This window comes from Puia sp. P3 (assembly GCF_050632245.1).
GTDB lineage: Bacteria > Bacteroidota > Bacteroidia > Chitinophagales > Chitinophagaceae > Puia.
The window spans coordinates 3495435-3518022 of sequence record NZ_CP192583.1 but is presented as its reverse complement, the minus strand read 5'-3'; the positions used below and the strand labels follow the sequence as shown (position 1 = coordinate 3518022).

Below are 22588 nucleotides of genomic sequence, written 5' to 3'. Positions count from 1 at the left end.
ACTATTTGCTGTCCTTTACGGGATATTTGTGATCGAGCCAGTCTACTTTGATATTGTGGGAGAGGTTGAGCAGACGGGCGTTGGTGAAGTGCATCCCTTTGAGAAGGGTGAACGCCGGTCTGACGTTGGGGCAGTGCTGGAACGGGCAGCAGCCGCAATAAATGATGACCTCCCTGTTGCGGTCCTGCTTTTCGAGGAGGGTCTTCAGCGCTTCAAGGTTCTCGCTTTTCTGGGCCGGGCCCGTCTCGACAGAACCCTTGATCAACCCGGAAGGTCCGACGCATACGATCAGCGGAGGATTGGCGGATGGGTGGCTGATCGCCGCGGCCAGTTCGGAAGGCTCAAGCAGCTGGGCGGGAGTCCAGGGCTCGGTCTGACGGATAAAGGCGGTCGCCAGTAAAAAAGGATAGCTAAGAGTGCGCGTGTTCTCATGCTTCAAATATAGTCCATTACGGCCTCTTTGTTGTATTTGTTCCGGTAGTCCAGCGGGGACAGTCCGGTATATTTCTTAAACACCTCGCGAAAGGCCTTTATGTCGGAGTAGCCGGTGTCATACATGACCTCGCTGACCGTCTTCCGCGTCGTCTCGAGGTTTTTTTGGCGGCCTCGACTTTGATCCGTTGGAGATATTCCGCGGGTGTATTGCCGGTAGCCTTGATAAAGCGCCGGTCAAAATGTCGTCTGCCGATGGCGAATTTATCGGCCAGCTCGGATACCAGGATCTTTTCACCTACATTATTCTCCATGAACAACTGGGCTTTTCGGATTTCGTTGTCCTCGTGGTCTTTCTGACCGGTGAAGATGGTGAACGGGGACTGGCTGCTCCTGTTGATGTCTATCTGGAACCGTTTGGCGATAAAGATGGCCGTCTCCCGGTCGTAGTGTTTCTCGATCAGATAGAGGACCAGATTCATGGAAGAGATGGCGCCGCCGGTAGTATATATTCCATTGCTGTCGGTAATGAGTTTGTCCGTGGTCAGGTCGACGGATGGGAACAACTGTCTGAAGGCGTTCGCCGACTCCCAGTGTGTAGAGCACTGCTTGCCCTGGAGGAGGCCGGTAGAAGCGAGCAGGAAGGCGCCCGTGCAAAGACTGGCTATTTCGGCGCCGGCCATATATTCGTCTTTGACCCAGCCGATCAGCTCCCGGTTCATTTTTAGCAGATCGTCGAAATCGGAGTGGACGGCGGGGACGATGACCAGGTCGGTCCTGCTGATCTCTTTAAAATGTTTTTCCGGCTGCACGGAGAAAGGCCCCTTCCGGAGCCGGTCTTTTTGCATGCCGCCGACGAGCTCCACTTTAAAAACGGGCTCTTTTCCTTTTTGGGTCTTATAGTATTCGTTCGCTGCCGACAGGATCTCGTAGGCCAAGATGATACAGCTGAGTGTTGGTTCCCCATCGGGTATGAGCAGAGATACGTGTTTCATGGCGGGTCTTTGGATAAAGTTAGTACATCTTTAAGTCCAAAACAACCCTTTGGAAGGTCTATTTTCACGCCCCTGATATCCCGAAATTGGACTATTGACCGGGAGTCAACTCGAGCTCGCTACGGTCGTCCCGGTTATTGCGGATAAAATAATCTCTCAGGGCAACGAGTCTGTCGGTGTTGATCAGGTCGACCCCGCAGCGCATCAGGAAATTCCACACGGGTGTTTTATCGGGGGAGCCCCAGAGCCTAACTTTGGCGCCCATGGCGTGGGCGCGGCCTACCAGCGCCAATAGCCGCTGCTGGTCGGAGGAGGGGATTTGTCCCCTTCCTTTCCAGCTGATCAGGCGGGAGTATTTGCAGCTCGCCGTAATATATAGGTCGGGAAGGGAGGCCCTGTGATCGAGCCTGTTCAGGTCTGCGTCGACGAACAGGTATCTCGGTCCGTCTTTTTCCAGCCAGCCCATCGGGCGGTGGCCGGTGATGACGAGGGTGAGATTCCGAATGGTCAGTTTGCCGTCTTCACAGGAGGTGAGGACGGGTTTGTATCTTTCCAGCAGTCTGTTGAGTGCTTTGATGGTTCTGACGCCTTTGGATTTGATATCGATCATCAGCACGACGGTATCCAGCGGGGACTGCTGACTTTCGCCGTCCGAGGTGAAGCGTTGCAGCAGGGGGCGGAAGTAGAGGTCTTCCAGCGTGCGTCTGTGTCCTAAAAAGGGCGGATTGTGCGATACGACGAGGCGGGCGTGCCGCAAATAGATGTCCGCTTCGACGTGGGTAAATCCGTTGTCGAGGGCGTCCAGCAGCGGCCGCTTGTGCCAGTAGTCGTTGTGTGCGTAAGCGTGGGGAAGGGAGAGTACCTGTGCATATGTTCGGGGACACAAAAATAGAGTCCGGCGATCAGCAGGCCGGCAATTTTTTTAAAACACTGGTACGGACGGGTCGTGGGGGCCAGTTGGTGCATATGGGGTTAGCTTCTGTGAACAGGTTGTCGTTAATTCCCTGGTTGGGAAAGATGCGCGCGGAGATCGTCGGAGAGCCTTATTCGTTCTGTTGGTGAGAGCCTTTCGTTAGGACTATAAGATAATGCAAATTTGCGATTTACCTATGAGAATTTTCGTGGCCGGTTGTTAACCCTCGGTTAAGTAAATTTGGGGCTATTTTTACCAAATGGATACAAATATTTCCGCGGGATCGGGTATTCGCCCGGCGAGGCGGCTATCATTTCAATATCGAGCAGGGCAACAGCTTTATCGCGGGTGGATTTTGGGCGCCCGTGACGGCGGATCTCCGCAGGATCAGGGAGGATATCGTTTTCGACCCTGCTCCGCTGAAAAGGATCCTCAGGAGCAGGGCCTTTGTTTCCCTGTTCGGAGAACTAAAGGGGGAACAGCTGAAGACGGCGCCGAAAGGATTCGATGCCGGCCACGAAGCGATCGATCTTTTACGGCACAAGCAGCTCCTGCTGGTCCGCCCTTTTTCCGACAAGGAGGTACTGGATAAAAGTTTTACAAAGGCCGCGGGTCTCACGTTCAAAGCGATGCGTCCGTTCTTCGACTATATGAGCGAAGTGCTGGCGGGTGACGGCAACGGGACGATCGAATAGTGTTATTTAATGGTGATGCCGGTGGTCGCATGCTGGAAGACGGCCGATTTTTTCTCCTGTTCCTTTACTTTGAGCGAAATGAATCGGGACTGTCTGACGTCATCCAGTACGACGGCGGTCCGGTAGTCTTTTTCTTTGCCGACAGGGCCACGTTGCTGAACTCTACGTCCTGCGCGTGTCGAATATAGGCGCCCCAGGCGGGAAGTTCGGTAAACATCGAGAAGTCGGGGTAGGCTTCGGGGCGTTCGGGCACTTTGTCGAGGGAGTCGAGTCCGCGTTTGGCAAACATCGCATTGCCGCCGCCGGGGTATTGGACGTCGACATTTTCGAACGAGACCCTGGTGATCGGGGCGTCGGGCATTCCGGCGATGACGATGGGGGAGATGTTCCGGGGCATGTCCTCGATGGGACCTTCGTATTCATAACCGGCGTCGGGTTTGCTCGCCGCAATTTCGATATTGACGTTGCGGATGCGGATATTCTCCATCTTTCCTTTTTTCCCTTTTACCCTTTCCCCGATGCGGAGGAAGATAGCGTGGCCCATGTTGATGCCCGTAAGGCCGTCGACTTCCACATTCTCGACGAAGCCGCCGTCGACGGCTTCGAGCGCGATAGCCGAACGATAAGTGTCGAAGGTTTTATTATCGATGATCCGGATATTCCGGAATCCGCCATAGGAGGCCGTACCGAATTTGATGGCGTTGGCGCTGCTGCGGATGGTGTTGTTGCGGATCAGGATATTGTTGCAGAATTTAGCCGCGTCGTGGGACTTGAGGCAGATGCCGTCGTCTGCGGCGTCGATATAAGAGTTCGTAATGGAAGCGCTGTCGCAGTCGACGATGTCGATGCCGTCGTTATTCCAGAAGGCTTTGCTGTCGACCCAGACGCTGTCGAGGCGGAGGTTGACGCACTGGTCATAGGTCTGGACCCAGCTGGCGGCGTTGCGGATTGTGACGCCTTTGATCAGTACGTTACGGCACTCCCTGAAATTGATCAGCATGGCGCGGATATCGGCTTCCGGCCGGTCGTTGCGAAAGAGGTTTTTGATCAGCCCCTTGTGGTAAATATCGGTGACGTTGATCGCGAGCTGTCTTCCCTGTCCGTCGATGACGCCTTTCCCTTCGATGGAGACGTCGTGCTGGTTGTAGGCAAAGATCAGGGCTGTCATCATCAGCTTGTCATAGTCGAACGGATTCAGGGAGCCGACGAGTACGGCGCCTTCTTTGAGGACGATGGTCACGTTGGACTTCAGGTGGATGGAGCCGGTGACATAGCGGCCGACGTCGAATACCAGGCGGCCGCCGCCGTTGCTGTTGACGTAGTCGATGGCGAACTGTATCGAACGGGTATTCAGGGTCAGGCCGTCTGAGCGGATTCCGAAGAGGGAGGCGGGATAGTCTTTGGCTGAGGCCGTGAGTCCTGTCAGTCCGAGAAATAGCACGAGAATATATTTCATCCTGGGTGATTGTCGAATTAATACAATATTACCGGTCCGAGAAGTCCCATCGACTGTATCGGCTGGTCCTGTCTTTTTTCATTGGTCCATTTCTGGGCGATGCCGTTGTCCTTCAGGGTCTTCATATAGTTACCCATGGTGGTGACGACCTTTATCTCCAGCACATTCTGCCCCGACTGCAGCAGGTTGTCGATGCGGTAGACTCTCCGGCCGTACCACTGTATACCAGCGTCATGACCATTTACAGAAAGCCCGGAGACGCCGGCCACTTTTCCGAGGTTGATGTATTTCCACAAAGCTCCGTTCTCGGCAGTGAAGGTGATGCGGTACAATACTGTGCCCGTAAAGGCGCTATAGCCTGGGTTTTCTTTCAGGTCCGTCAGCGTCGGCATGGCGGCGGTTTTGGTCGTGCCGTCGATGTGATGGAATTCGACTTCCCAGGGGCCGTTGAGAGCGAAGGTGGTCACGGCGCCGGCGGGGAGAGGGTCCCACGCGGGGCCTTTTTATTCTTGTCAAAGACCACCAACCGCGAGTCTCCCGTGGCAAGGTCGATGGTTATCGGCTTCGAGCCCTCGCCGACATAGTAACGTTCTCCCGTAGTCGCATCCCAGATCCATGCCTGTTTGCCCGCGCCGAGTTCGTTGGAGGGCAGGATGGTGATGGAATGGCCGCTGGCGAGGTCGGAGTTGGCGATAAAAAGCCATTCCGTGTCGCCGGCCTGGTATCTCACCTGGCTGACATAGCTGGTGGGTTTGTCGATATGAATATAGGGAGCGAGCTGATATTTCTTTTGGATCTCGCGGAACCGCTTGGAGGAAGCTGTTCTCCGGCTTGCGGACGAAGATGAAGCGGTCGGGTATAGCCTTCATTTTGGCGACCCAGTCGTTGACTTCCTTGTCGCGGCGGGGATAGTCGGCGAGTCCCAGTGATTTTACGGGCAGGGTCTCGACGCAGATGACGCGGCCTCCCGCCGAGAGGAACCGGAAGACCTTTTCGGCGGTAGCGGGCTCCATGCGTTCGACGTTTACGAGCATCAGGGTGTGGTAAGAGCGGGGACCATAGACGAGCCGGCCGTTGGTGATCGTGGCATCGAGGATCACGTTGTCGCTGACATAGTCGCAGGCGCTGCCGTTCTGGTGAATGGATTCCCAGACCATGGGCAGCCAGTTGGGATACATGAGGGAGGGGAAGGGCTCGTTCTGCGCCCCGTCGACGCTCCACATATCGTTGACTGGCGGGAGGACGGCGATGTCGGCAAACATAGTGCCCTGCTGAAGCAGCGCGGACAGGCGGGCCTTATAGTCTGTAAAGCGGCGGAAGTATGGCCACCAGTTGTTGCGTTCATTGATGAAAGTGCCATAGCGAATCCACCCCGGGAACGGCGCCTGCAGCGGCGAGTAGTTGTAACCGTGAAAGACGGGATGCGTCACCCCGAGATGGCGCTCTGGTCGCCGGCGGTCTTTAGGATCTCGAGAGTGGCGTTGAATACCATATCGGTGTTGGTCAGCTCTTCGCAGCTGATGTGTTTTCCCTTTCAGGTGCGCGGCCGAGGCGACGTATTTGTTGATCATCGAATAGGCCCTGCCGTAGTGATAGTCGGCCTCGCTGAATTCTTTCCCGATGCCGTATTTGATCCAGGTCTCGCATTCGGGGAGGTCGATGGTGAAGCTGCCTTCGAGTGGGTGGTAGCCCCTGCCGTAGGCCTGCACCCGCGACAGGACCTTGTTCGAGTGGCACCAGTCGTTGAATGATCTGATAAATCGTTCGGCGACCAGTTCGGTCTTTGTCAGGTCGAAATCATACCTCACCCGCTCGATCGTGTCCCTGAGGTCGGGGTCAAGGCCCGTGCCGTAGTCGAAGTCATAGATATTCCCCATCGCGCCCGTCTTGAACATGGTAAATGGCAGGTAGGGTTTAAGATCGTAGCCTCTTCGTTTTTGAATTCCTCTTCCATATCGGGGCACCAGTTCGCGCCTTCCAGCTCCATACTATCCGTAAAGAAAGACCTTACCCGACCGGCCAGCGGACCGATCTGTTTTTGGATCGTGTCGGACATATGGTTGAGGTATTTCTTTACGGCTGCCTCATTGTAGTGGTTGAGGACGGGACCGTTGGCGCCCGGTGCGCCGTTGATGACCTCCATCGAACCTTTCACCTTTACCAGACCGAACAGGACCCATTTGCCTTTGGGGATATGGATTCGGACCGTCTGGTCCTTTATCTCCTTGGTATAGTCCTTTACCTGGCCGATGATGTGCAGGGGATCGGGCGCCAGTTGGACGGATACGATCTCCATGAGGCGGCCGGGGAAGGGCGAGGTGACGGCGGGGTCGGCCTCTTTAAAGAAGTCGAAGAGAGATACCTCGTATTCGTCGGGGCCTTCCAGTTTGTGCGTGGCGATGACGACGGTCTGCGACCGCTCGTCCCCTTCGAGGTATTCGGCGCCGAAGGGCCAGCCCGAGCCGACGATGAGGTCACAGGAGATGTCGAGTGCCGCCGCCTCTTTCAGGGTGAAGTCGAGCAGGTCGATCCACTCGGGGCTTAGCCATGGGATGGCCGGTTTGCCCAGGTCGTCCGTCCGGGGTGGGAACTTGATAGGGTTGATCTCCACTCCGCCGATGCCGGCTTCCTTCATCAGCCGGAGCTCCCGTGCGATCTCTTCCTTTTCGACTTTGTCCCCGTTCCACCACCATCGCACGAATGGACGGTGGATGGATTGGGGATTTCTGAAGATCTCATAGAGCGGAGTGGGCTTGCCGTCGGGCGCCGGCTTGGCCCAGGCCGGCGCCAAATTCATCATCGTGTATCCGGTAGTTAGTATAGAGCTTCGGAGCAAAAAGGTTCTTCTATCCATGGTCTATTTGCGGTAAATGAGTGGGTTTTGGAGTTCGTTGTTCAGCGGGTCGCCTACGGCCGGGGTCTTTACATAAGCGTCGGGCAATACGTTGGGCTGGCCGTTATAAATATTGCCGTCGGGCATATAGGCGCAGGTCATGGCGCGGCGGTGGCCGCTGGTCATATTGGCGCCGGCGCCGTGGATGGTAAGGCCGTTATGGAACGAGCAGCTTGCCGGCCTTCATCGGTGCGGCGACGGAATTGACCTGCAGGTACTGTGGGTAGACGCTGAAGATGCCGTCCATGTTCTTGCCGATTCCGCTGTTGTCAAAGTGGGTCCCCTTAAACGAGCCGGGAATAAAATAGAGACAGCCGTTCTCGGGGGTAGCGTCGTCCAGCGCCACCCAGATGGAAAGTGCGGTCCTGTCGGTAAAGGACCAGAAAGGAGTGTCCAGGTGCCAGGCGGTCGGGTTGGCCCAAGGGCGCTTGAACAGGGCCTGGTCGTGCCAGATGCGGATGCCGCCGGCCCCGGCCAGGGTGGCCGCCATTTCCCCGATGCGGGGGTCGGTCATCAGTCTTTTTACGCCTTCATGGGTTTGCCAGAGGTTGATCAGCTGATCAAAAACCTTCCCGAAATATTCCGTGTCTTCGTTGATCCCGTCGTCTTCGCCTGTTTTTCCTGCCTTCCCGGGCATTTTCTGACCGGCTCTTTCGCGGACGGCCTCCATGACGTTTTTGCGCCAGTCCTCCAGCTCTTCGGGGGAAAGGAAGTCTTCTACGACGAGGAAGCCATTTTGTTGATAGGAATCGATTTGCTCTTTTGTCAGCTGGTAGTTCATTTGTTTTCAGTTAAAATGATTAGTACCCCTGGTTCTGCCCGAGCGCCGGGTTGACCTGTGTTTCCCTGAAAGGTACGGCATAGATCAATCGGTCGTTAGTGACAGTATAGGCAGAGGGTAACAGATAAGAAAAGGTGGCTTTCTGGGTGGCGCCATAGGCGTTCATGGTGGCGACGGCCAGGCCGGTGCGGATAAGGTCGAACCAGCGGTGGTTCTCGAACGCGAGCTCGATCCTCCGCTCGTGGTAGATGATCCTACGCAGGGCGGTCTGGTCCGTTTCGGCGGACGGGGTCAGTCCTGCCCGCTGCCTGACCTGGTTGAGATAAGGCAGGGCTGCGCCGGATTGCCCCTGCTCGTTGAGGGATTCCGCCAGCATCAGCAAAACGTCGGAATAGCGGTACCAGTACCAGTCCTGATCGGTGTTGTTCTGGAGGTTATAGGCCGGATGATAGTATTTCCGGATAAAGTTACGGGATTGTTCGCCTGGTGTGGCAGGGCTCAGGATGCTGGCGACGCTATCGGGCTGGAAGTCGGTGTTGGCGTCCAGATGCCCTTTTACGACGGCGATGCTGGCGTCGAGCCGCTTGTCACCCTGCTCATAGTCGTTGATGATATTCTGTGTGGGGACGTTCCAGCCGCCGTAGTTGGCATTGCTGGTATTGAAGTCTACGCCAAGGATATTGAGCGTGTGGGGTGTCCCGGGGATAAATCGGAAGATGAAGGGGCTGGACTGCCCGTCCGTTCCGGCCTTGTACTGTACCTCGAAGATGGCTTCTTTACTGTTCTCGTTGGCGGTGGTGAATACGTCGGCGTAGTTGGGCAGCAGGGTATAGCCCATCTGGGTGACGGACTGCAGGAGGGGTGTTGCCTTGTCCCATTGCCTGAGGGTGAGATAGACGAGCCCCAGTTCGGTGGAGGCCATGCCTTTGGTGATATGTCCGGACTGGATGCCGCCGGAGGAAAAGGTCGGCGCGGGCAGCAGACCCAGTGCGTCGGTGAAGTCGGCGATGATCTGGCCGTATACGCTGTCCACCGAACTGCGGGGAATGAAAGCGGAGCTATTGTCCTTCGTTGCGTGGAGATAGAGCGGCAGCTTTCCGAAGAGGCGCACCAGCTCGAAATAATAGTGGGCGCGGAGGGCCTTTGTTTCGCCGGTGATGACCTTTTTGATTGAATCGGATATGGAGGCGGCCTGCAGCTGGTCGAGGATCATATTGCAGCGATTGATGCCGTTAAAGCCTGCGATCCAGTTGGAGCCGGGAACGCCGTCGGAAACGTCGTCGAGATAATCCGCGATGTGTTCGGCCGCGACGCTGCCGCGGTCCTTGGGGTTGTACGTGTAATACGTATTGTCGGCCCTCATCTCTTCGATGTAGAAGGCGTTGTTGGCGGCGTCCCGCAGCGGGGTGTAGGCCCCGGTGAGTGCTTCCTGAAAATCACTTACCGTCTTGTAGAAGTTGCCCACGTTGATGGAGCCTTCTGGATATTTGGTCAGAAAATCCTTTTTGCACGAGCTTACGATGAGCGTAAGGGCTGCGAGGAGGATAGTATATTGTTTCATATAAAGTTGTATTAGAAGTTAAAGTTGGCGCCGAACATGACGGTACGGGGGACGGGGTAGGAGCCGTTGTCGGTGCCCGCTGTAGTCTGGCTGTCCTTGTTGTCGTTGACCTCGGGGTTCTGTCCGGGGTATTTGGTGAACATAAAGGCGTTCTGGACGCTGGCGTATACCCGGATACCTTTTATGTAGCGTAGTTGGCGTTGCTGGAACGTATAGCCCAGGGCGATGTTGCGGATGCTCAGGTAGTCGCCGCTGAAGATCCAGTTCGTGTTGGTAAGGCGGTAGAGCTCGGTGGTGCCGGAGAGCGTTCTGGGCACTTTCCCGTTGCCGGGGTCCTGCTCTGAGCGCCAGCGGTACTGCATATCCTTGTTGATGTTGAAGATGCCGTCGAGGTTCTGGAGATTTTGCAGGTTGGTGTTCATCAGCTTGTTGCCGACCTGTCCGCCCGCGATGATATTGAGGTCGAAATTCTTCCAGGTGAAATTATTTGTGATGCCATAGACGAATTTCGGGTTGGGGTTGCCGATAAAAGTCTCGTCGCCGATATCCACCTTGCCGTCCCCGTTGACGTCTTTCATACGCGCCGTTCCGACGGCGGAGGTGGATTCGTGAGGGTATTTGTTGAAGTCGGCCTGGTTCATATACAGACCCTGGAATACATAGCCGTACAGTTCGCCGATATGGCGGCCTACGGCGGTCCTGTTGTAGTCGTTGTACCGGTTCACTCCGCCAATGGGCGTATTGTTTACGAGCTTCAACACTTTGTTGTCGTTGAAGGAAATATTGAAGTCCGTGCTCCAGGTGAAGTTGCCGACCAGGTTCTTACTACTGATCATAAATTCATGTCCCCACATCCGGAAGGTTCCCACGTTGTAGGACATCGACGCAAAGCCGGAGGCATAGGGTAGCTGCAGGGTCGAGAGCATGCCTTCCGTCTGCTTGTTGTAGTAGTCGTAGCTGAAGCTGATCCTGTTGTTCAGGAAATTGGCTTCGAGTCCGACGTCCGTCTGTTTGGACTGCTCCCAGGTGAGGTTGGGGTTGCCGAGGACCGTGACCGACTCGCCGAGGTTGGTGGAGCCGTTGAAGACATAGTTGGTAGGTGTCAGCCGGGAGATCGACGTATAGTTGCCGACGTTGAAATTACCCGCAAGACCATAGCTGCCTTTTATCTTCAGGAAGCTGACGGCATGGAATTTCGGGAAGAAGCCTTCGTCGCTGACAACCCAGCCTGCGGAGACGGAAGGGAAGGTGCCGTATTTTTTATTGGCGCCAAACCGCGAGCTGCCGTCGTTGCGGATCGTACCGGAGAGGTAGTATTTCTTTTTGTAGTCGTAGTTCACTCTCGCGAGCGCCGATGCGACTGTCCAGGAGGCGTTGTTGCTGGAGCCGGTGGTGGAAGTTGCGCCGGAGATCCAGGGTACGGCGTCGTTGGCGAATCCGGTGCCGTTGATCGACCGGAAGTTCTGGTTCCATTTCTGGGTCGTATAGCCGGCAAGGACGTCCAGGTTGTGGTCGCCGAAGGAATGGGCGTAGTCCACCGTATTTTCGTTGAGCCATGAGTACGTGTTGTTCGAGCTGTTCTGGGCCAGGGAGGAGCTGTTCGACCTTGGAGGTGGAGTGCCGAAGGTCCCGAACTGCGTGCCGTAGTAGGCGTTGAAGTCCTGTGTGAAGAGGTCGCCGTTGATGGTCGATTTGGCGTGCAGGCCCTTGATGATCTCCAGGTCCACATAGGCGTTGGCCAGGATGTGGAGCGTATTCATGTCGTTGTCCATCTGCAGCAGCTGCTGGTAGAAGTTAGGCAGCGCGTACATGCCATATGAGCTGGTCTTCAGATTGTAGCTGCCGTCGGCGGCTCTGGGGGAGATGAGTGGCGAGCTGATCTCTGCGCCGCTGAGCACCTGGCGGTTGCCGTTGATCGCGAGTGCGCCGCCGCGGGTGTTGTGGTCGATCTGGTAGGTAGGGGCCAGGTTGAGGCCCATTTTTACCTGGGCTGATGGGGCGGTACTCGTTGTTCGACCGGAAAGCGTAGCGTTTTATTCCGGTGTTGTAGAGTACCCCCTGCTGGCTGAAATAATTAAAGGTCGTGCTGGAAGAGACCTTGTCGTTCCCGGATGAGAGGTTGATCGCATAGTTCTCCATCGGTGCGGTACGGAGTACGGTATTGTACCAATCAGTGCCTTGACCATATTGAGATGGGTTCGCATAGTCGGCAGGGACAGTAGCCGTCCCTGTCAGCGGGTTGACCCAGTTCTCGTATTTTATCCTGTCCTGATAGTATCCCTGCATAAAGGTTGCAAACTCGCGGGCGTTCATCAAATTGGGACGGCCCCGCTGTGGGATGCTCTGCAGGCCGTAGTATGCATTTGCGGTGACGGTGGTCCTGCCGATCTTCGCCTGTTTGGTGGTAATGATGATAACTCCGTTGGCGGCCCGGCTGCCGTAGAGGGAGGTGGCCGCTGCGTCTTTCAATACACTATACGACTCGATCTCGTCGGGGCTGATCAGCATCGCGTCTCCTGTGCCCTGCGTGATGTCGCTGCTGATGGGCTGGCCGTCGACGACGATAAGGGGCTGATTACCCGAGCTCAGCGATGCTGCGCCGCGGATACGGAAGGTCATTCCCTGTCCGGGCATGCCACTGCTGAGTGTGGCCTGGAGGCCGGCCACCTTGCTCTGCAGTTTTTGTCCAAACTCCGTGGCGGCGACGTCCTGCACCGCGGTCGCGTCGACCCTGACGACGGCACCCGTGATATCGCGCTGGCGCTGCCTGCCATAGCTGACGACCACTACCTGGTCGAGGTTTCCGGCCGTCGGAGTAAGGGTGACGTGTATGGTTGTTCGGCCTTCTGTCCTTATTTCCATGGCCCTATAGCCGACGTGCGAGAAGACCAGTGTCGCCGTCGGTGCGGCGCTGATGCTGTAGTGACCTGTCGCGTCTGTGGTGACGGCCTTCGGGGAGCCTTTGATCTGTACCGTGGTGCCCGAGAGGTCGCCGGAGGCGGCGCCCAGGTCCACCACACCGGAAATGGTCTGTGGGGACGATTGTGCGATGGTGAGGCAGTAAATGAATACTGCGCACAGTGAAAGAATGACTCTTTTCATATAACAGTCGTTTTGGTTTAAGCTATTTAGGTAACCGTAACTAGATTCAAATATATACCTGAGTGCATACGTCATCCATGTAAATTTTTTTTGGTTTTTATACTTTTTGATATTTTTCCAAAGGCATTGAACATTTGCCTGCCGTGTGAATACATCTAGCCATGAACAACTTCCATAAGTACCTTGCCATCACCGAGCTGGAGGAAACCTGGGGATTCTATGTCACCACTGTGGGTTATTCCAGGATAGAAGCCAATCAGGACTATCCCCACAACCAGGGACACCCGCTGACCCATTCGTTCTCCTGGAACAAGGGGCGCATTCTCAACGGGTATTATCTTGTTTTTATCTCGAAAGGAAAGGGCGTCTTCGAGTCGGCGCTGAGTTTGTCGGCGGAGGTCGAGGCGGGGACCTGCTTCTTTCTTTTCCAGGGGTATGGCACCGTTATAAACCCGACCCGAAATCGGGGTGGGAGGAATACTGGATCGGTTTCAGGGGCAGCTATCCCGATGAGCTCATGAACAAAGGACTTTTCAGTCCGTCGCAGCCGGTAGTCAGTACGGGGCTGAACGATTCTTTGCTGATACAGATAAAGAGGATCCTGGACGAAGTGCGTTCGGGTTCGCCCGGCTATCATCAGGTGATATCGGGGATCACGCTGCAGATACTTGGGTTGGTACATGCCTTATGCGCACGCACCAGTATGGTGGACGATGAGGACGTGCTGGCCGTTGAGAAGGCCAAATTCTATTTCAGGGAGAATCTCGAGCTGCCGCTAGATATAAAGGAACTGATGCGACAGCTGCCGATGAGCTATTCCAAGTTCAGGAAGCTCTTCAAAGAGGTCACGGGTGAAGCGCCCCACCAGTATCATCTCAACCTGCGGCTGGACAAGGCCCGCGAGCTGCTGAGCACGACGAACCTGAACGTCACCGAAGTCGCGTATAGTCTGGGCTTCGATTCCGTGTTTTATTTTTCGAAGTTGTTCAAGAATAAGAACGGCATTTCGCCTAAGTCCTACCGGGGGAAGACGGAGTAAGCCATCTTTCAGTCAGAAGGTCCTTCATATACTTATTTATTTCGAACTGGTCCGCGACCGGCTGACGGGTGAATGGAATGGTCGGCAGATACAGCGGCGGGCCGAATTCGGCCGTGATGGTCGTGAGGGAGGCGCCGGACTTGCGGCGGTTTTCCACCATGCGGTCCCACCAGGCCGAGGAAATGACCGAGGGCAGGCTTCCACTCGGGGGCGCGGGGGTCGCCGACCTGCGGTCCTTCCTCGAAGCCTACTCGGGCGTGGATATGATGGGTGCGGCGGATCGCTTCTTCCACGGCTTCAGGGAAGTTTTCCAAAAAACTCTCGGTGGTGCAGGTCCAGTGCGAGAGATCCGCAGTAATGGGGAACTGCCGGGCTCTGAAAAAATCCATCGACGGGGCAGGGTGAAACCCGACACGGCCGCGGTGGGTCTCGTGGACGACCAGGCGTCCGGTATCCTGCGAAAAGGTGGTGGCGTCGTCGATCAGGGCCAGGTTCTGCTCAAAAGAAAAATAGTCCTTTCCCGTGTGACAATTGATGAACAAAGGATCGCCTTCTGCGGTGATCTCCAGATAGTGGCGGAAGGAGTCGCGGAACGCCTGCGGACTATCGCCTTTTGCCTGCCATTGGTGAGAAACCCATACCAGGTCCAGTTGCCTGATCGCCCGGTGGAGCCGTTGTCTTTCGGTTTTGTCTTCGGGGACCCAGGTTTCGAGGCCGTCGAAGCCGGCTTCTTTGACCTTTAGCGCAAACTCTTCGATCGGTATATGTTCGTGCCCCCAGACAGGGCAAAGTATTTTTATATCCATAGGTATAAAGATATGCCGGTTACCCTGTATTATGTCCTCTTGTCCCGTTTTGGCTTTTAGTTTTGGGAAATCGGGAGAGTTTTGCATCCAATTCACCTGCCAACGACTATTTTATGAGAGCACTGACTATCCTTGTTGTCCTGCAGTTATTGGGGCTGGCCGTCTTCGCCCAGCACCCGGCAGGAAAGATCAGTGGAAAGGTGGCCGATGCGAATGGCAAAGGGCTGGAGGCCGTTACGGTCTCCTTGTTGAAAGAAAAGGATTCGGTGCCGGTGAGGTCGGTCGGGACCGATGCCGGCGGACAGTTCGTTTTTGACAATGTCTCTCCGGGAAAATATCGCCTTTCTGTTACACATATCGGGTATTTGGCATGGTCTGGTGAGCAAATTGAACTGAACGCGGCCCGGCCATCTCTGTCGGTAGGAGCCGTTCGTCTTCAGCCGTCTGCGGGGGCTTCGCTCGGACAGGTGACGGTGGTCGGCAAGCGGGCTCCGATAGAGAATAAGATCGACAAGACGGTCGTCAACGTGGATGCCTCTCCCACCAATGGCGGGCTTACAGCACTGGAGGTCCTCGGAAAAGTCCCCGGGTGTGACGGTAGACAATGACGGTAAGGTCAGCCTTCGCGGCAAGGCGGGCGTGATCGTGATGATCGACGGCAAGCCCACCTACCTGAGTGCGCAGGACCTGGCCAACTATCTGAAGAATATGCCGGCCAACCAGCTGGACCAGATCGAGATCATGACCCAGCCGCCCGCAAAATATGACGCTGCCGGTAATTCGGGGATCATCAACCTGGTGACGAAGAAGAACAAGAGCAACGGTTTCAACGCGTCTGTCACCCTGAGTGCAATCATCGCCCGGTATTTCAAAAGCCCCAACAGCATCAATTTCAACTGGCGGCAGGGGAAGTTCAATGTCTACGGCAACTATGGGTACGCCTGGTGGGAAGGGTTCAACGACAGCCATGACAACAACAGCCAGCGCGAGAATGCGTCTACGCCTTTCGACAGGTACAGCCAGGCGCATACCTATGGGCGATATTCCGACAGGGAGCACAGCTTCCGGGCCGGGGTCGACTATTTTGCCGACAAGAATACGACGCTGGGTATTTCGGTCAACGGCACGGTCGACAAACAGTGGTTTACCTCGGGTACTACCACCAATTTTTATGACAGCCTGCACAATTTCGTTCAGTACAATATAGCCCAGTCCCTAAACAAGACCCCCGAGACGCATGTGGGCTTCAACGCCAGTCTGGTCCGCAAACTGGATACAAAGGGGAGCGAGCTGTCCGTGGACGCCGACTATATCTTCTATAACACGCAGGGGTCGCTGACCTCGAACAACTATCTTTACAATGCGGACAAGCGTCCGTCCGACGATCCGTATCTGCTGAACGGCCGGCTGCCATCGCTGATCGATATCTATAGTGTCAAGAGCGATTATAAGAAGGTGCTGAGCGCCAATTCGACGTTTGAGGCGGGTGTCAAGTCCAGCTACGTGAAGACCGACAACAACGCCGTCTATTCCCTCTATGACAACGGGCTGAAGAACTGGGTGCCGGATACGGCCATCAGCAACCATTTCATCTATAAGGAGAATATTAACGCTGCCTACGTCAACCTGCGGCAGACCATTAAGAAATTTTCAATGCAGCTGGGGCTCAGGGCGGAGCAGACCAATACCCAGGGTGACCAGAGCGTGAAGGATATGCGTTTCAAACGAGACTATATCCAGCTGTTCCCGACGACCTATTTTACCTATAAGACCAATGACAACAATACGTTCGGGGTGTCATTCGGCAGGAGGATAGAGCGGCCGTCCTACCAAAGTCTGAACCCTTTCCGGTTTCAGCTGGACCGGTATAACTACGAAGAGGGAAACCCCAATCTCCAGCCGCAGTTCAGCAATAATATCGAGCTCAGCTATAACTACAAGGGGCAGTTGAACGTATCTGCCAACTATACCAGGACCACCGATATCATGAATGAGGCGCAGTATACTTTCAAGGCGCAGGGGGATTCCAACTATACGACAGTCGGGACTACGCGTAATTTCGCCGCCGAGCGGCAGGTAGGTTTCTCCGTCAACTACAGCCGGCAGCTGACCCAGGCCTGGAATCTAAATGTCTTTTTCAACGTCTACAATCATCGCTATACCGGGGCGCTCGACAGCACGGCTATCGATGTCAGCTATACCTCTTTCAATGCTAATTTCAACAGCCAGTACAAATTTAAAAAGGGCTGGACGGCGGAGATCAGCGGCTGGTATTCAGCGCAGGACTATGTCAACGGAATACAGCTGGCCGATGGGAGGGGATGTTCTCGCTTGGCGGAGCCAAGCAGGTCCTGGACGGAAAGGGATCGATCAAGGTGAATCTCCGGGACCCTTTTTATCTGATGAGCTGGAGCGCGCATACCACACTGGACAAAGGCGTGCTCAATTCGCACTCTATCTGGGATAACAGAAGGATCATAATGACCTTCGTTTATCGTTTTGGCCGGACTACGGGGGCTCAGCAGCAGCGAAGGTCCGGCGGCGCCGGTGACGAGCAGAGTCGCGTGGGGGGTGGGGGGCAACAGTAGTTGCCTGTCCGGTGCCGGCCGCAATTACTATTCCCCGTGAGTGAGGTGGATGATCCGATAAGGCGTCTCCTTACTCAGGTCGGGATAGATCCTACCATTTCCTTTCTTATCAATTAATTCAATGTAGTACTGCAGGTCGTAGGCCGGGTCGATCGCATCGGCGGGTATCGTGGCGGAGTATTCGCCTGGCGTGTGACCGGCGGTCATCTCGACGGTTTTGTATTCCATCTGCTGATTGACGGCGCGATAGCAGCAGCGAAGCATCTGTAAGCCTGCGGTGGCCGAGGCGTGTAGTCGGATAGTGACGGGCCGACCCGCGGCCGAACGATCGGGAGTGGCTATCCGTAGTTGGAATAGTTCGTCGAATGTTTTGGTTGGTTGACGTGGCCAGACCGGGGCGTGTGCCGTCATGGGGATCGTGTCGGCATTATGCCGCTGATCGCGGAGACGGGTCAGGCCTTTCTCGAGTGTAGCCAATTCGTCTTTCCAGTGTCCGCAGAGGTCGGCGACCCGGACTCCCATTTGGATATCGTCGGCATAAAAGTCTCCGGCGGCGGTGACGATGCCGCGCCAGGCTGCGATTGCGTTTGATTCGTGTGCTATGGCGGAATCGAGGGCCGCCGGGTCGTGGGTGTGCTCGTATATCCGGTACCAAACGGCGGCGGGTATGCGCCGGGCGTGGTAGAGCGCCAGGCCGGCGAGGATGCGGAGGTCGGTGATCGTGGAAGCGAGCTCTTTGTTGGCGGCGTTTTGGTGTACGTGTTGTACGTTGGCGAGGACGCCGGCGGCCGTCTTTTCGAACCACTGGCTGTTGGCCGACGGAAGGATCTTTGCTGTAGTCCCGCCGGCAATCAGGAGTTGCGCTTCTTCGTCGAAGTTTGCAAACTGGCAGAGGTCGCTGCCTTCGGCTTTGGCATATGCCGGAAGTTCGCCGAAGGATTGCTTTTCCGCCCAGCCCCGTGTCGTGGGGAAGCGGCTATACGGATAACAGGACGCGATGATGCGGGGCAGGATATTGCTTGCGCGGTGCAGGGCGGCTTCGATCAGGGGGCCGTTGGCAGCGCCAAAACGGGATTCGAATTCCTTATCCCAGGCCTTGGTAGCAGTGTGGGGGTTGTATGCAATCCGCCCGAATACCTGGTAGAAATACCAGTAGCGTTCGAATTCGTATTGGTAATAGCGGTGCTGCGGCTGCAGGAGGTCGAAGGGCCTGGCGTCGTGGGGCTGGGCTTCCATTTTTGTCGCCAGTGGCTCGTTGACGTCGAGTCCGTCCCCGTCATACAGATGGGCGCTGCCGACGATCCGGCGGGCATATTCGGGGTCGCCCCAGAGAAGGATCCGGCTTGTCCCGCCTGTCCAGAGGCGCCACATCAGGTTGTACTGTTTCGGATAGCGCAGGAGGTCGCCATAGCTGTGGCGGATATAACTGTTCTCGGGATTGATCCGGGTCGGGTGGTAGGGGAGGCCCATTTGTTCCATCCAGAACTTTGTGTCGATCCTGAATCTTATTCCCGACCGGATGGCGCTCTCTATTACGGTCCGGGGCAGTTCTTTTGCGCGCATGTCGATCTGCAGGTCCGGCTTTGTCTTTTTTATCATGGCGAAGACGTCGGCCCAGAAGGCTTCTTCTTCGTCTTTTTCAGACCGGACTCACCGTGCATGCGAAACTGGATGGCGTCTACGGGTACCTTTTGGATGAACTTTGTCAGCGCAGCCTTTGTATAGGCGTTGAGGTTATCCGCGGTGACACCCCAGACCAGGCCGGGGCTGGGGTGGTCGGGTGCTTTTTCGTTGCCGGGTATGCCTCCACCCTGTACGCCGCCGCGATAGATATGATCCCAGATGCCGGCGGTTATTCGGATGCCGCGGGTGTGCGCCATTTCGATCAGGCGGTTGAAAGCCGCAAGGTTGTGTTGCTGCTGCGCGGTGCTCAGTCCCTCCATCCGGATATCCGCATAGCCATCTACATTGAAGAAATACGGATAGCAGGGGGCGAGGAACCCTCCATTCTCGTAGCCGAAGATGACGACCAGCGAATTAAAACGGTCTTCGGCCATCATGTCGAGGTAGCTGGTCCAGTATTTTTCGTCGTCGATCCTGCTCTCCCAGTATGCCCGGTTCATGGTGTAGACAGAGACCGCCCGGTCGCGGATTTCGGGTGATTCGGTAACGTCCTTTATGGCTTTTAGCCCTGATCCCAGACGCAGCTCGACGGGCGACCTCCAGCAGCGCATACATAATACCTGTATCGTCGGCGCCACCAACGATCAGAGCGTTCCCTTTATGGCGGATGGACAGGGACTCCGGTTTGCCCGAAGTGCGGACAATGGTAATCGGGTATTGGGAAATATGTCTGGCCGTAAGCTCGGCAGTCAGCCTGTCCAGGCCGTACTGCGCCGGGGCGCCCAGGATGGTGCCGTCCGCGATATTGACCTGTTGAGCCCTGATAAAAGTGGAAATGCTTAGGAAAAGAAGCAAAGACCTGATGCGCATAGACAATTATTTTTCGCGGACATAGCGTTCGATGATCTCACGGTCGACACCCGTCCCCTCTACTTTCTCCTGTCCCCGTTGTGTCAGCGTGTCGTTGCTGATGGAGACGGTGAACTGAAAGGTCTTGGCCTCCCAGTTGCGGTCGCCGTAAAAGTCGAGGTGCTCGGTATATTGGTCGCCATTCAGGGTGTAGGCGCCGCCGCCGGCGTCGAAATGATTGGACGAGTCTTTGGGGCTGTTGAGGTCGTGTTTGAGAAAGGCGAAATGGTCCTCGTTGATGATCTTGATGAACTTGCTGTCCTTCGTGTAGTCGGTGACGGTACTGACGCCCTTCGTAATGGTCGTTCCGGAGACGAGGCGCCAGGTGCCGCGTAGCTGGATGTTGGAAGGAGCCTGGGTCGTGCAGGATAACAGGATGCTCAGCGAGCCGGCTAGCAGAAGAAATGTGTATTTCATTGTTAAAGTGATTTAAATGTGTTGAGACCCGGCTTCAGCGGGTATTCTTTTTGTTTCCAGATCAGGCGGCCGCCGGTGCCGGGAGGCAGTTCGAGCCTGATGTCCCATTTGCCGTTGTTCTGCTGATAAGAGGCGGATAGCGTTCCGTTCGGGTGGGGTATGCTGCCGGAGGCGTTTTTCAGGCTGCCCAGGTGGGGTTCCACTCTGACGCGCGTAAAACCCGGCGCCTCGCTGTCCAGTCCAAGGATGGTCCTGAAGAATTCGATGTTTGGGCTTGCACCCCAGGCGTGGCAGTCCGAGCGGGAATCGGCGACGTCGGACATCTCTGCCCAGGTGGTCAGCCCCAGTGCGATATTCTCCCTCCATTTATCCAGCCACTGCAGATAGTCGTTGCCGTATCCGGCGCGGGTCAGCGCCAAATGCAAATAGTATCTGAAGTAAATAGACGCCTGGGCCAGGCCGGTATCGGTCAGCAGTCTTTTTGCGATGCCTTTGGCTTCCTGATCGTCGGCGGCTCCGGTGAGGATGGCCAGGGTATTGGCGTGTTGCGAGAACAGGTCTTTTTCCGGCCGGTCAGCGAACAGACGGCGGTTGCTGTCCCAGTATTTTGCGCGGATGGTTGTCTTCAGGCGGCTGGCGTAGCTGCGGTAGAGGCCGGAGTATTCCTTTATGCCGCTGCGGCTTTCCATTTCCGCTGCCAGCTGGTAGCCCCATAGCAACTGGAGGTCTAGTACCGAGGAGCTGCCGTCCGCGCCGACCGGCGCCATCCCCGTGTTCCAGCCCGGGCTGTTCACCCAGTCGGTAAAGGTCCAGTAAGGGAGGCCATGCAGGGAGCCGTCCGGCTGCTGAAAGCCGTGGAAAAAACTCAGCACCTGTCTGGTCCCCGGGAGTTTGCCGGTTGCAAAGGCCGTATCCCTTCCATAGCGCCAGTAGTCGTGCAGCATGCCGATCCACCACAACGAAAAAGGCGGGATCAGCTGAGGCATCTGAGTAGGATAGCGGCTGAGCGTAACGCCTTCCGGGCGTCTTGACAGGTCTATCTGTTCGATCGCATTTTTGACCAGCCGGTCGTCCCCGCTGTTGTACAGCGACACGAGGGCCTGGATGCGGGTATCGCCTACGTACTGCAGCTGTTCGTAGTAGGGGCAGTCCATATAGGTCTCTATTGCACAAAGACGCGCGGTATGCCAGCCGATGACCAGTATGCTGTCGAAGCTGCGGGCTGGCGGCGTGGAATCGGGCCTTTTGTTCGAAGGGGTAGCCGACGAAGGTCCCGTAAATATCATTCAGTACCAGGGGCTGGTCGCCGGTGATGATCCTTAGCTGTATATAGCGCCAGGTCCGCCAGGTCAGCGTTGTAAACAGCTGCCCGTCGCTGCCATCGGAGAGGATGCTGTCCCTTCTGCCGATGATGGACTTGCCGTCTATATCCGAGCGGTTGCCTTTTCCATGAGACGGAGAATACAGAGCCTCCGCATAGGTCAGGGAGAGCCTGGCGTTTTTTCCACCGCTGAAGACCAGAGTCGGGTAGGCGTTGGTGAGAGAAGACTGATCGAACAGGATTGTCGCCTGGCTGTTTGGCGGGACAGTGACTGGGGTAGGATGGCCGGGCCAGTCGGGGGTGACTGTTACGCCTTCGGACTTGCGGATGGTTGTTATCCGTTGTTTCGCGAGCTGCATCGGGGGAAGGGTGGATGGGGTGAGCATCCACGCCGTGGTGGATGCAAAAGAGGTGGGGATGTTTCGTGGGACGCCTTCGGCTATCACCGGGGCGTGCTTCCAGCCGGTCGCCGGATAGTCGCCGGTTGTCCAGCCGGTAAGTCTTTTGTTCATGTCCGTCAGTTGTCCCGGTCCCGCGACATAGTAGCCGGGCACCCGGACTTTCAGCGGTGAATAAGAGCTATCCATTACCGTTAGCCAGCCGGTGTCCGTATTCAGTGCCCGGCCTTCCGGGCTGGCGGCCTGGAGAATGAATCCGGTGCGGAAGGAGATCTGGGCTTCCGTCCTTTCCGGCCCTTCGTTCCATACCTGCGCGGCGACGCAGTTGGTTCCTTTGTGCAGGAAGGGGCCAGGTCCACCTTGGCATAGTTCCAGTGTTGGACGTCCCCGCGTGCGGGCCCGATAGAGACAAGGCTGTCGTTGACGTACAGTTTATAGCGGTTGTCGGCTGAGACGCAGACGGGAAGGGAGGATGGCGAGGTAGACAGGTCGATCAGCCTGCGGAAAAGGTATACGCCGTATCCCTCGTGGGAAGAGCCGGGCGTGGTGATCCATGAAGCCTTCCATTCTTTGGTGAGAAGGTCCTGTGCGGCGGACTGAAGAAAGGACAAGGCAAGCAGGAGGACGAGTCGACTTTTAAGCACGTTGGACTGTTTGTC

Annotated in this window: 23 protein-coding genes and 2 pseudogenes; 7 read left to right on the top strand and 18 right to left on the bottom strand. The window is 56.1% G+C overall.

What is annotated here, in order from left to right:
* Position 1 precedes the first annotated feature (1 nt).
* The 4 genes from ACQ86N_RS21450 to ACQ86N_RS21435 all read right to left on the bottom strand — a co-directional run bounded on the left by ACQ86N_RS21450 (position 2) and on the right by ACQ86N_RS21435 (position 2313).
* The gene (locus ACQ86N_RS21450; protein ID WP_431216892.1) at positions 2–439 is read right to left on the bottom strand and encodes a rhodanese-like domain-containing protein; all 438 of its coding nucleotides are present in this window, start codon (positions 437–439) and stop codon (positions 2–4) included.
* A complete protein-coding gene (locus ACQ86N_RS21445) occupies positions 436–558 on the bottom strand; it encodes a hypothetical protein (RefSeq protein ID WP_431216891.1) in 123 nt (40 codons plus the stop codon). The genes ACQ86N_RS21450 and ACQ86N_RS21445 overlap by 4 nt, the downstream gene beginning before the upstream one ends.
* Positions 531–1427 (bottom strand): GlxA family transcriptional regulator, encoded by an 897-nt coding sequence (locus ACQ86N_RS21440; RefSeq protein WP_431216890.1) that lies wholly within the window; start codon positions 1425–1427, stop codon positions 531–533. Before ACQ86N_RS21440 ends, ACQ86N_RS21445 begins: the two co-directional genes overlap by 28 nt.
* Before the next feature lie 91 nt (positions 1428–1518).
* Complete coding sequence (locus tag ACQ86N_RS21435) at positions 1519–2313, bottom strand: phosphatidylinositol-specific phospholipase C/glycerophosphodiester phosphodiesterase family protein (protein WP_431216889.1); 795 nt, start codon at positions 2311–2313, stop codon at positions 1519–1521.
* Between the two features lie 275 nt (positions 2314–2588).
* Between ACQ86N_RS21435 and ACQ86N_RS21430 the strand changes: the two genes are divergently transcribed.
* The gene (locus ACQ86N_RS21430; RefSeq protein ID WP_431217531.1) at positions 2589–3035 is read left to right on the top strand and encodes a DUF2461 domain-containing protein; all 447 of its coding nucleotides are present in this window, start codon (positions 2589–2591) and stop codon (positions 3033–3035) included.
* Positions 3036–3099: 64 nt separating this feature from the next.
* Here ACQ86N_RS21430 and ACQ86N_RS21425 read toward each other — a convergent pair whose 3' ends face one another.
* From ACQ86N_RS21425 to ACQ86N_RS21390, 8 genes and pseudogenes are all read right to left on the bottom strand, one after another.
* The gene (locus ACQ86N_RS21425; RefSeq protein WP_431216888.1) at positions 3100–4491 is read right to left on the bottom strand and encodes a glycoside hydrolase family 28 protein; all 1392 of its coding nucleotides are present in this window, start codon (positions 4489–4491) and stop codon (positions 3100–3102) included.
* A gap of 17 nt (positions 4492–4508) precedes the next feature.
* Positions 4509–4958, bottom strand: a complete 450-nt coding sequence (locus tag ACQ86N_RS21420) for a glycosylhydrolase-like jelly roll fold domain-containing protein (RefSeq protein WP_431216887.1) — start codon at positions 4956–4958, stop codon at positions 4509–4511.
* Positions 4959–5003: 45 nt separating this feature from the next.
* A pseudogene (locus ACQ86N_RS21415) lies at positions 5004–7288 on the bottom strand (glycosyl hydrolase).
* 60 nt (positions 7289–7348) lie between these two features.
* Positions 7349–7510, bottom strand: coding sequence for a hypothetical protein (locus ACQ86N_RS21410; RefSeq protein WP_431216886.1), 162 nt, complete (start codon positions 7508–7510; stop codon positions 7349–7351).
* A gap of 31 nt (positions 7511–7541) precedes the next feature.
* A complete protein-coding gene (locus ACQ86N_RS21405; RefSeq protein ID WP_431216885.1) occupies positions 7542–8165 on the bottom strand; it encodes a phytanoyl-CoA dioxygenase family protein in 624 nt (207 codons plus the stop codon).
* A gap of 19 nt (positions 8166–8184) precedes the next feature.
* Entirely contained in the window at positions 8185–9726 is a 1542-nt protein-coding gene (locus tag ACQ86N_RS21400; RefSeq protein ID WP_431216884.1) for a RagB/SusD family nutrient uptake outer membrane protein, read from the bottom strand.
* Positions 9727–9737: 11 nt separating this feature from the next.
* Positions 9738–11705 carry a SusC/RagA family TonB-linked outer membrane protein gene (locus tag ACQ86N_RS21395; protein ID WP_431216883.1) on the bottom strand — a complete coding sequence of 656 codons (1968 nt, stop codon included), beginning with the start codon at positions 11703–11705 and terminating at the stop codon, positions 9738–9740.
* Between the two features lie 460 nt (positions 11706–12165).
* Positions 12166–12828 (bottom strand): annotated as a pseudogene (locus tag ACQ86N_RS21390) (TonB-dependent receptor plug domain-containing protein); the annotation flags it as partial.
* A gap of 161 nt (positions 12829–12989) precedes the next feature.
* Between ACQ86N_RS21390 and ACQ86N_RS21385 the strand changes: the two are divergent.
* Both ACQ86N_RS21385 and ACQ86N_RS21380 read left to right on the top strand, forming a co-directional pair.
* Positions 12990–13349, top strand: a complete 360-nt coding sequence (locus tag ACQ86N_RS21385; RefSeq protein ID WP_431216882.1) for a hypothetical protein — start codon at positions 12990–12992, stop codon at positions 13347–13349.
* On the top strand, positions 13241–13867 hold the full coding sequence (locus ACQ86N_RS21380) for an AraC family transcriptional regulator (RefSeq protein ID WP_431217530.1): 627 nt from the start codon (positions 13241–13243) through the stop codon (positions 13865–13867). Before ACQ86N_RS21385 ends, ACQ86N_RS21380 begins: the two co-directional genes overlap by 109 nt.
* Before the next feature lie 32 nt (positions 13868–13899).
* On the opposite strand, the gene ACQ86N_RS21375 is transcribed toward ACQ86N_RS21380, so the two are convergent.
* Complete coding sequence (locus tag ACQ86N_RS21375) at positions 13900–14673, bottom strand: hypothetical protein (RefSeq protein ID WP_431216881.1); 774 nt, start codon at positions 14671–14673, stop codon at positions 13900–13902.
* Between the two features lie 113 nt (positions 14674–14786).
* On the opposite strand from ACQ86N_RS21375, the gene ACQ86N_RS21370 reads away from it, so the two are divergent.
* From ACQ86N_RS21370 to ACQ86N_RS21360, 3 genes are read left to right on the top strand one after another with little or no spacing between them, the layout of a single operon-like run.
* Positions 14787–15281, top strand: coding sequence for a carboxypeptidase-like regulatory domain-containing protein (locus tag ACQ86N_RS21370; RefSeq protein WP_431216880.1), 495 nt, complete (start codon positions 14787–14789; stop codon positions 15279–15281).
* Positions 15265–17052, top strand: a complete 1788-nt coding sequence (locus ACQ86N_RS21365) for a TonB-dependent receptor domain-containing protein (protein ID WP_431216879.1) — start codon at positions 15265–15267, stop codon at positions 17050–17052. The genes ACQ86N_RS21370 and ACQ86N_RS21365 overlap by 17 nt, the downstream gene beginning before the upstream one ends.
* Entirely contained in the window at positions 17049–17261 is a 213-nt protein-coding gene (locus tag ACQ86N_RS21360; protein WP_431216878.1) for a hypothetical protein, read from the top strand. Before ACQ86N_RS21365 ends, ACQ86N_RS21360 begins: the two co-directional genes overlap by 4 nt.
* 27 nt (positions 17262–17288) lie before the next feature.
* On the opposite strand, the gene ACQ86N_RS21355 is transcribed toward ACQ86N_RS21360, so the two are convergent.
* The 4 genes from ACQ86N_RS21355 to ACQ86N_RS21340 form a co-directional block, all read right to left on the bottom strand.
* Positions 17289–18860: a hypothetical protein gene (locus ACQ86N_RS21355; protein WP_431216877.1), complete on the bottom strand. Its 1572-nt coding sequence runs from the start codon at positions 18858–18860 to the stop codon at positions 17289–17291.
* The gene (locus tag ACQ86N_RS21350; protein WP_431216876.1) at positions 18857–19495 is read right to left on the bottom strand and encodes a hypothetical protein; all 639 of its coding nucleotides are present in this window, start codon (positions 19493–19495) and stop codon (positions 18857–18859) included. Before ACQ86N_RS21350 ends, ACQ86N_RS21355 begins: the two co-directional genes overlap by 4 nt.
* A gap of 265 nt (positions 19496–19760) precedes the next feature.
* A complete protein-coding gene (locus ACQ86N_RS21345; RefSeq protein ID WP_431216875.1) occupies positions 19761–20210 on the bottom strand; it encodes a hypothetical protein in 450 nt (149 codons plus the stop codon).
* Positions 20211–20212: 2 nt separating this feature from the next.
* Positions 20213–21496 carry an alpha-L-rhamnosidase C-terminal domain-containing protein gene (locus tag ACQ86N_RS21340; protein WP_431216874.1) on the bottom strand — a complete coding sequence of 428 codons (1284 nt, stop codon included), beginning with the start codon at positions 21494–21496 and terminating at the stop codon, positions 20213–20215.
* Positions 21497–21798: 302 nt separating this feature from the next.
* On the opposite strand from ACQ86N_RS21340, the gene ACQ86N_RS21335 reads away from it, so the two are divergent.
* Entirely contained in the window at positions 21799–22008 is a 210-nt protein-coding gene (locus ACQ86N_RS21335; RefSeq protein ID WP_431216873.1) for a hypothetical protein, read from the top strand.
* A 136-nt stretch (positions 22009–22144) separates the two neighbouring features.
* Here the strand turns inward: ACQ86N_RS21335 and ACQ86N_RS21330 are convergent, their stop codons facing one another.
* Positions 22145–22573, bottom strand: coding sequence for a hypothetical protein (locus tag ACQ86N_RS21330; protein ID WP_431216872.1), 429 nt, complete (start codon positions 22571–22573; stop codon positions 22145–22147).
* Between the last annotated feature and the right edge of the window lie 15 nt (positions 22574–22588).

Excerpts from the sequence above, each read along its gene's own strand:
- ACQ86N_RS21340 (WP_431216874.1), bottom strand. The coding sequence starts at position 21,496 with ATGATATTTACGGGACCTTCGTCGGCTACCCCTTCGAACAAAAGGCCC.
- ACQ86N_RS21395 (WP_431216883.1), bottom strand. The coding sequence starts at position 11,705 with ATGGGCCTCAACCTGGCCCCTACCTACCAGATCGACCACAACACCCGC.
- ACQ86N_RS21440 (WP_431216890.1), bottom strand. The coding sequence starts at position 1,427 with ATGAAACACGTATCTCTGCTCATACCCGATGGGGAACCAACACTCAGC.
- ACQ86N_RS21375 (WP_431216881.1), bottom strand. The coding sequence starts at position 14,673 with ATGGATATAAAAATACTTTGCCCTGTCTGGGGGCACGAACATATACCG.
- ACQ86N_RS21410 (WP_431216886.1), bottom strand. The coding sequence starts at position 7,510 with ATGACCAGCGGCCACCGCCGCGCCATGACCTGCGCCTATATGCCCGAC.
- ACQ86N_RS21425 (WP_431216888.1), bottom strand. The coding sequence starts at position 4,491 with ATGAAATATATTCTCGTGCTATTTCTCGGACTGACAGGACTCACGGCC.
- ACQ86N_RS21445 (WP_431216891.1), bottom strand. The coding sequence starts at position 558 with ATGTATGACACCGGCTACTCCGACATAAAGGCCTTTCGCGAGGTGTTT.
- ACQ86N_RS21345 (WP_431216875.1), bottom strand. The coding sequence starts at position 20,210 with ATGAAATACACATTTCTTCTGCTAGCCGGCTCGCTGAGCATCCTGTTA.
- ACQ86N_RS21370 (WP_431216880.1), top strand. The coding sequence starts at position 14,787 with ATGAGAGCACTGACTATCCTTGTTGTCCTGCAGTTATTGGGGCTGGCC.
- ACQ86N_RS21400 (WP_431216884.1), bottom strand. The coding sequence starts at position 9,726 with ATGAAACAATATACTATCCTCCTCGCAGCCCTTACGCTCATCGTAAGC.
- ACQ86N_RS21355 (WP_431216877.1), bottom strand. The coding sequence starts at position 18,860 with ATGATAAAAAAGACAAAGCCGGACCTGCAGATCGACATGCGCGCAAAA.
- ACQ86N_RS21405 (WP_431216885.1), bottom strand. The coding sequence starts at position 8,165 with ATGAACTACCAGCTGACAAAAGAGCAAATCGATTCCTATCAACAAAAT.
- ACQ86N_RS21385 (WP_431216882.1), top strand. The coding sequence starts at position 12,990 with ATGAACAACTTCCATAAGTACCTTGCCATCACCGAGCTGGAGGAAACC.
- ACQ86N_RS21350 (WP_431216876.1), bottom strand. The coding sequence starts at position 19,495 with ATGCGCTGCTGGAGGTCGCCCGTCGAGCTGCGTCTGGGATCAGGGCTA.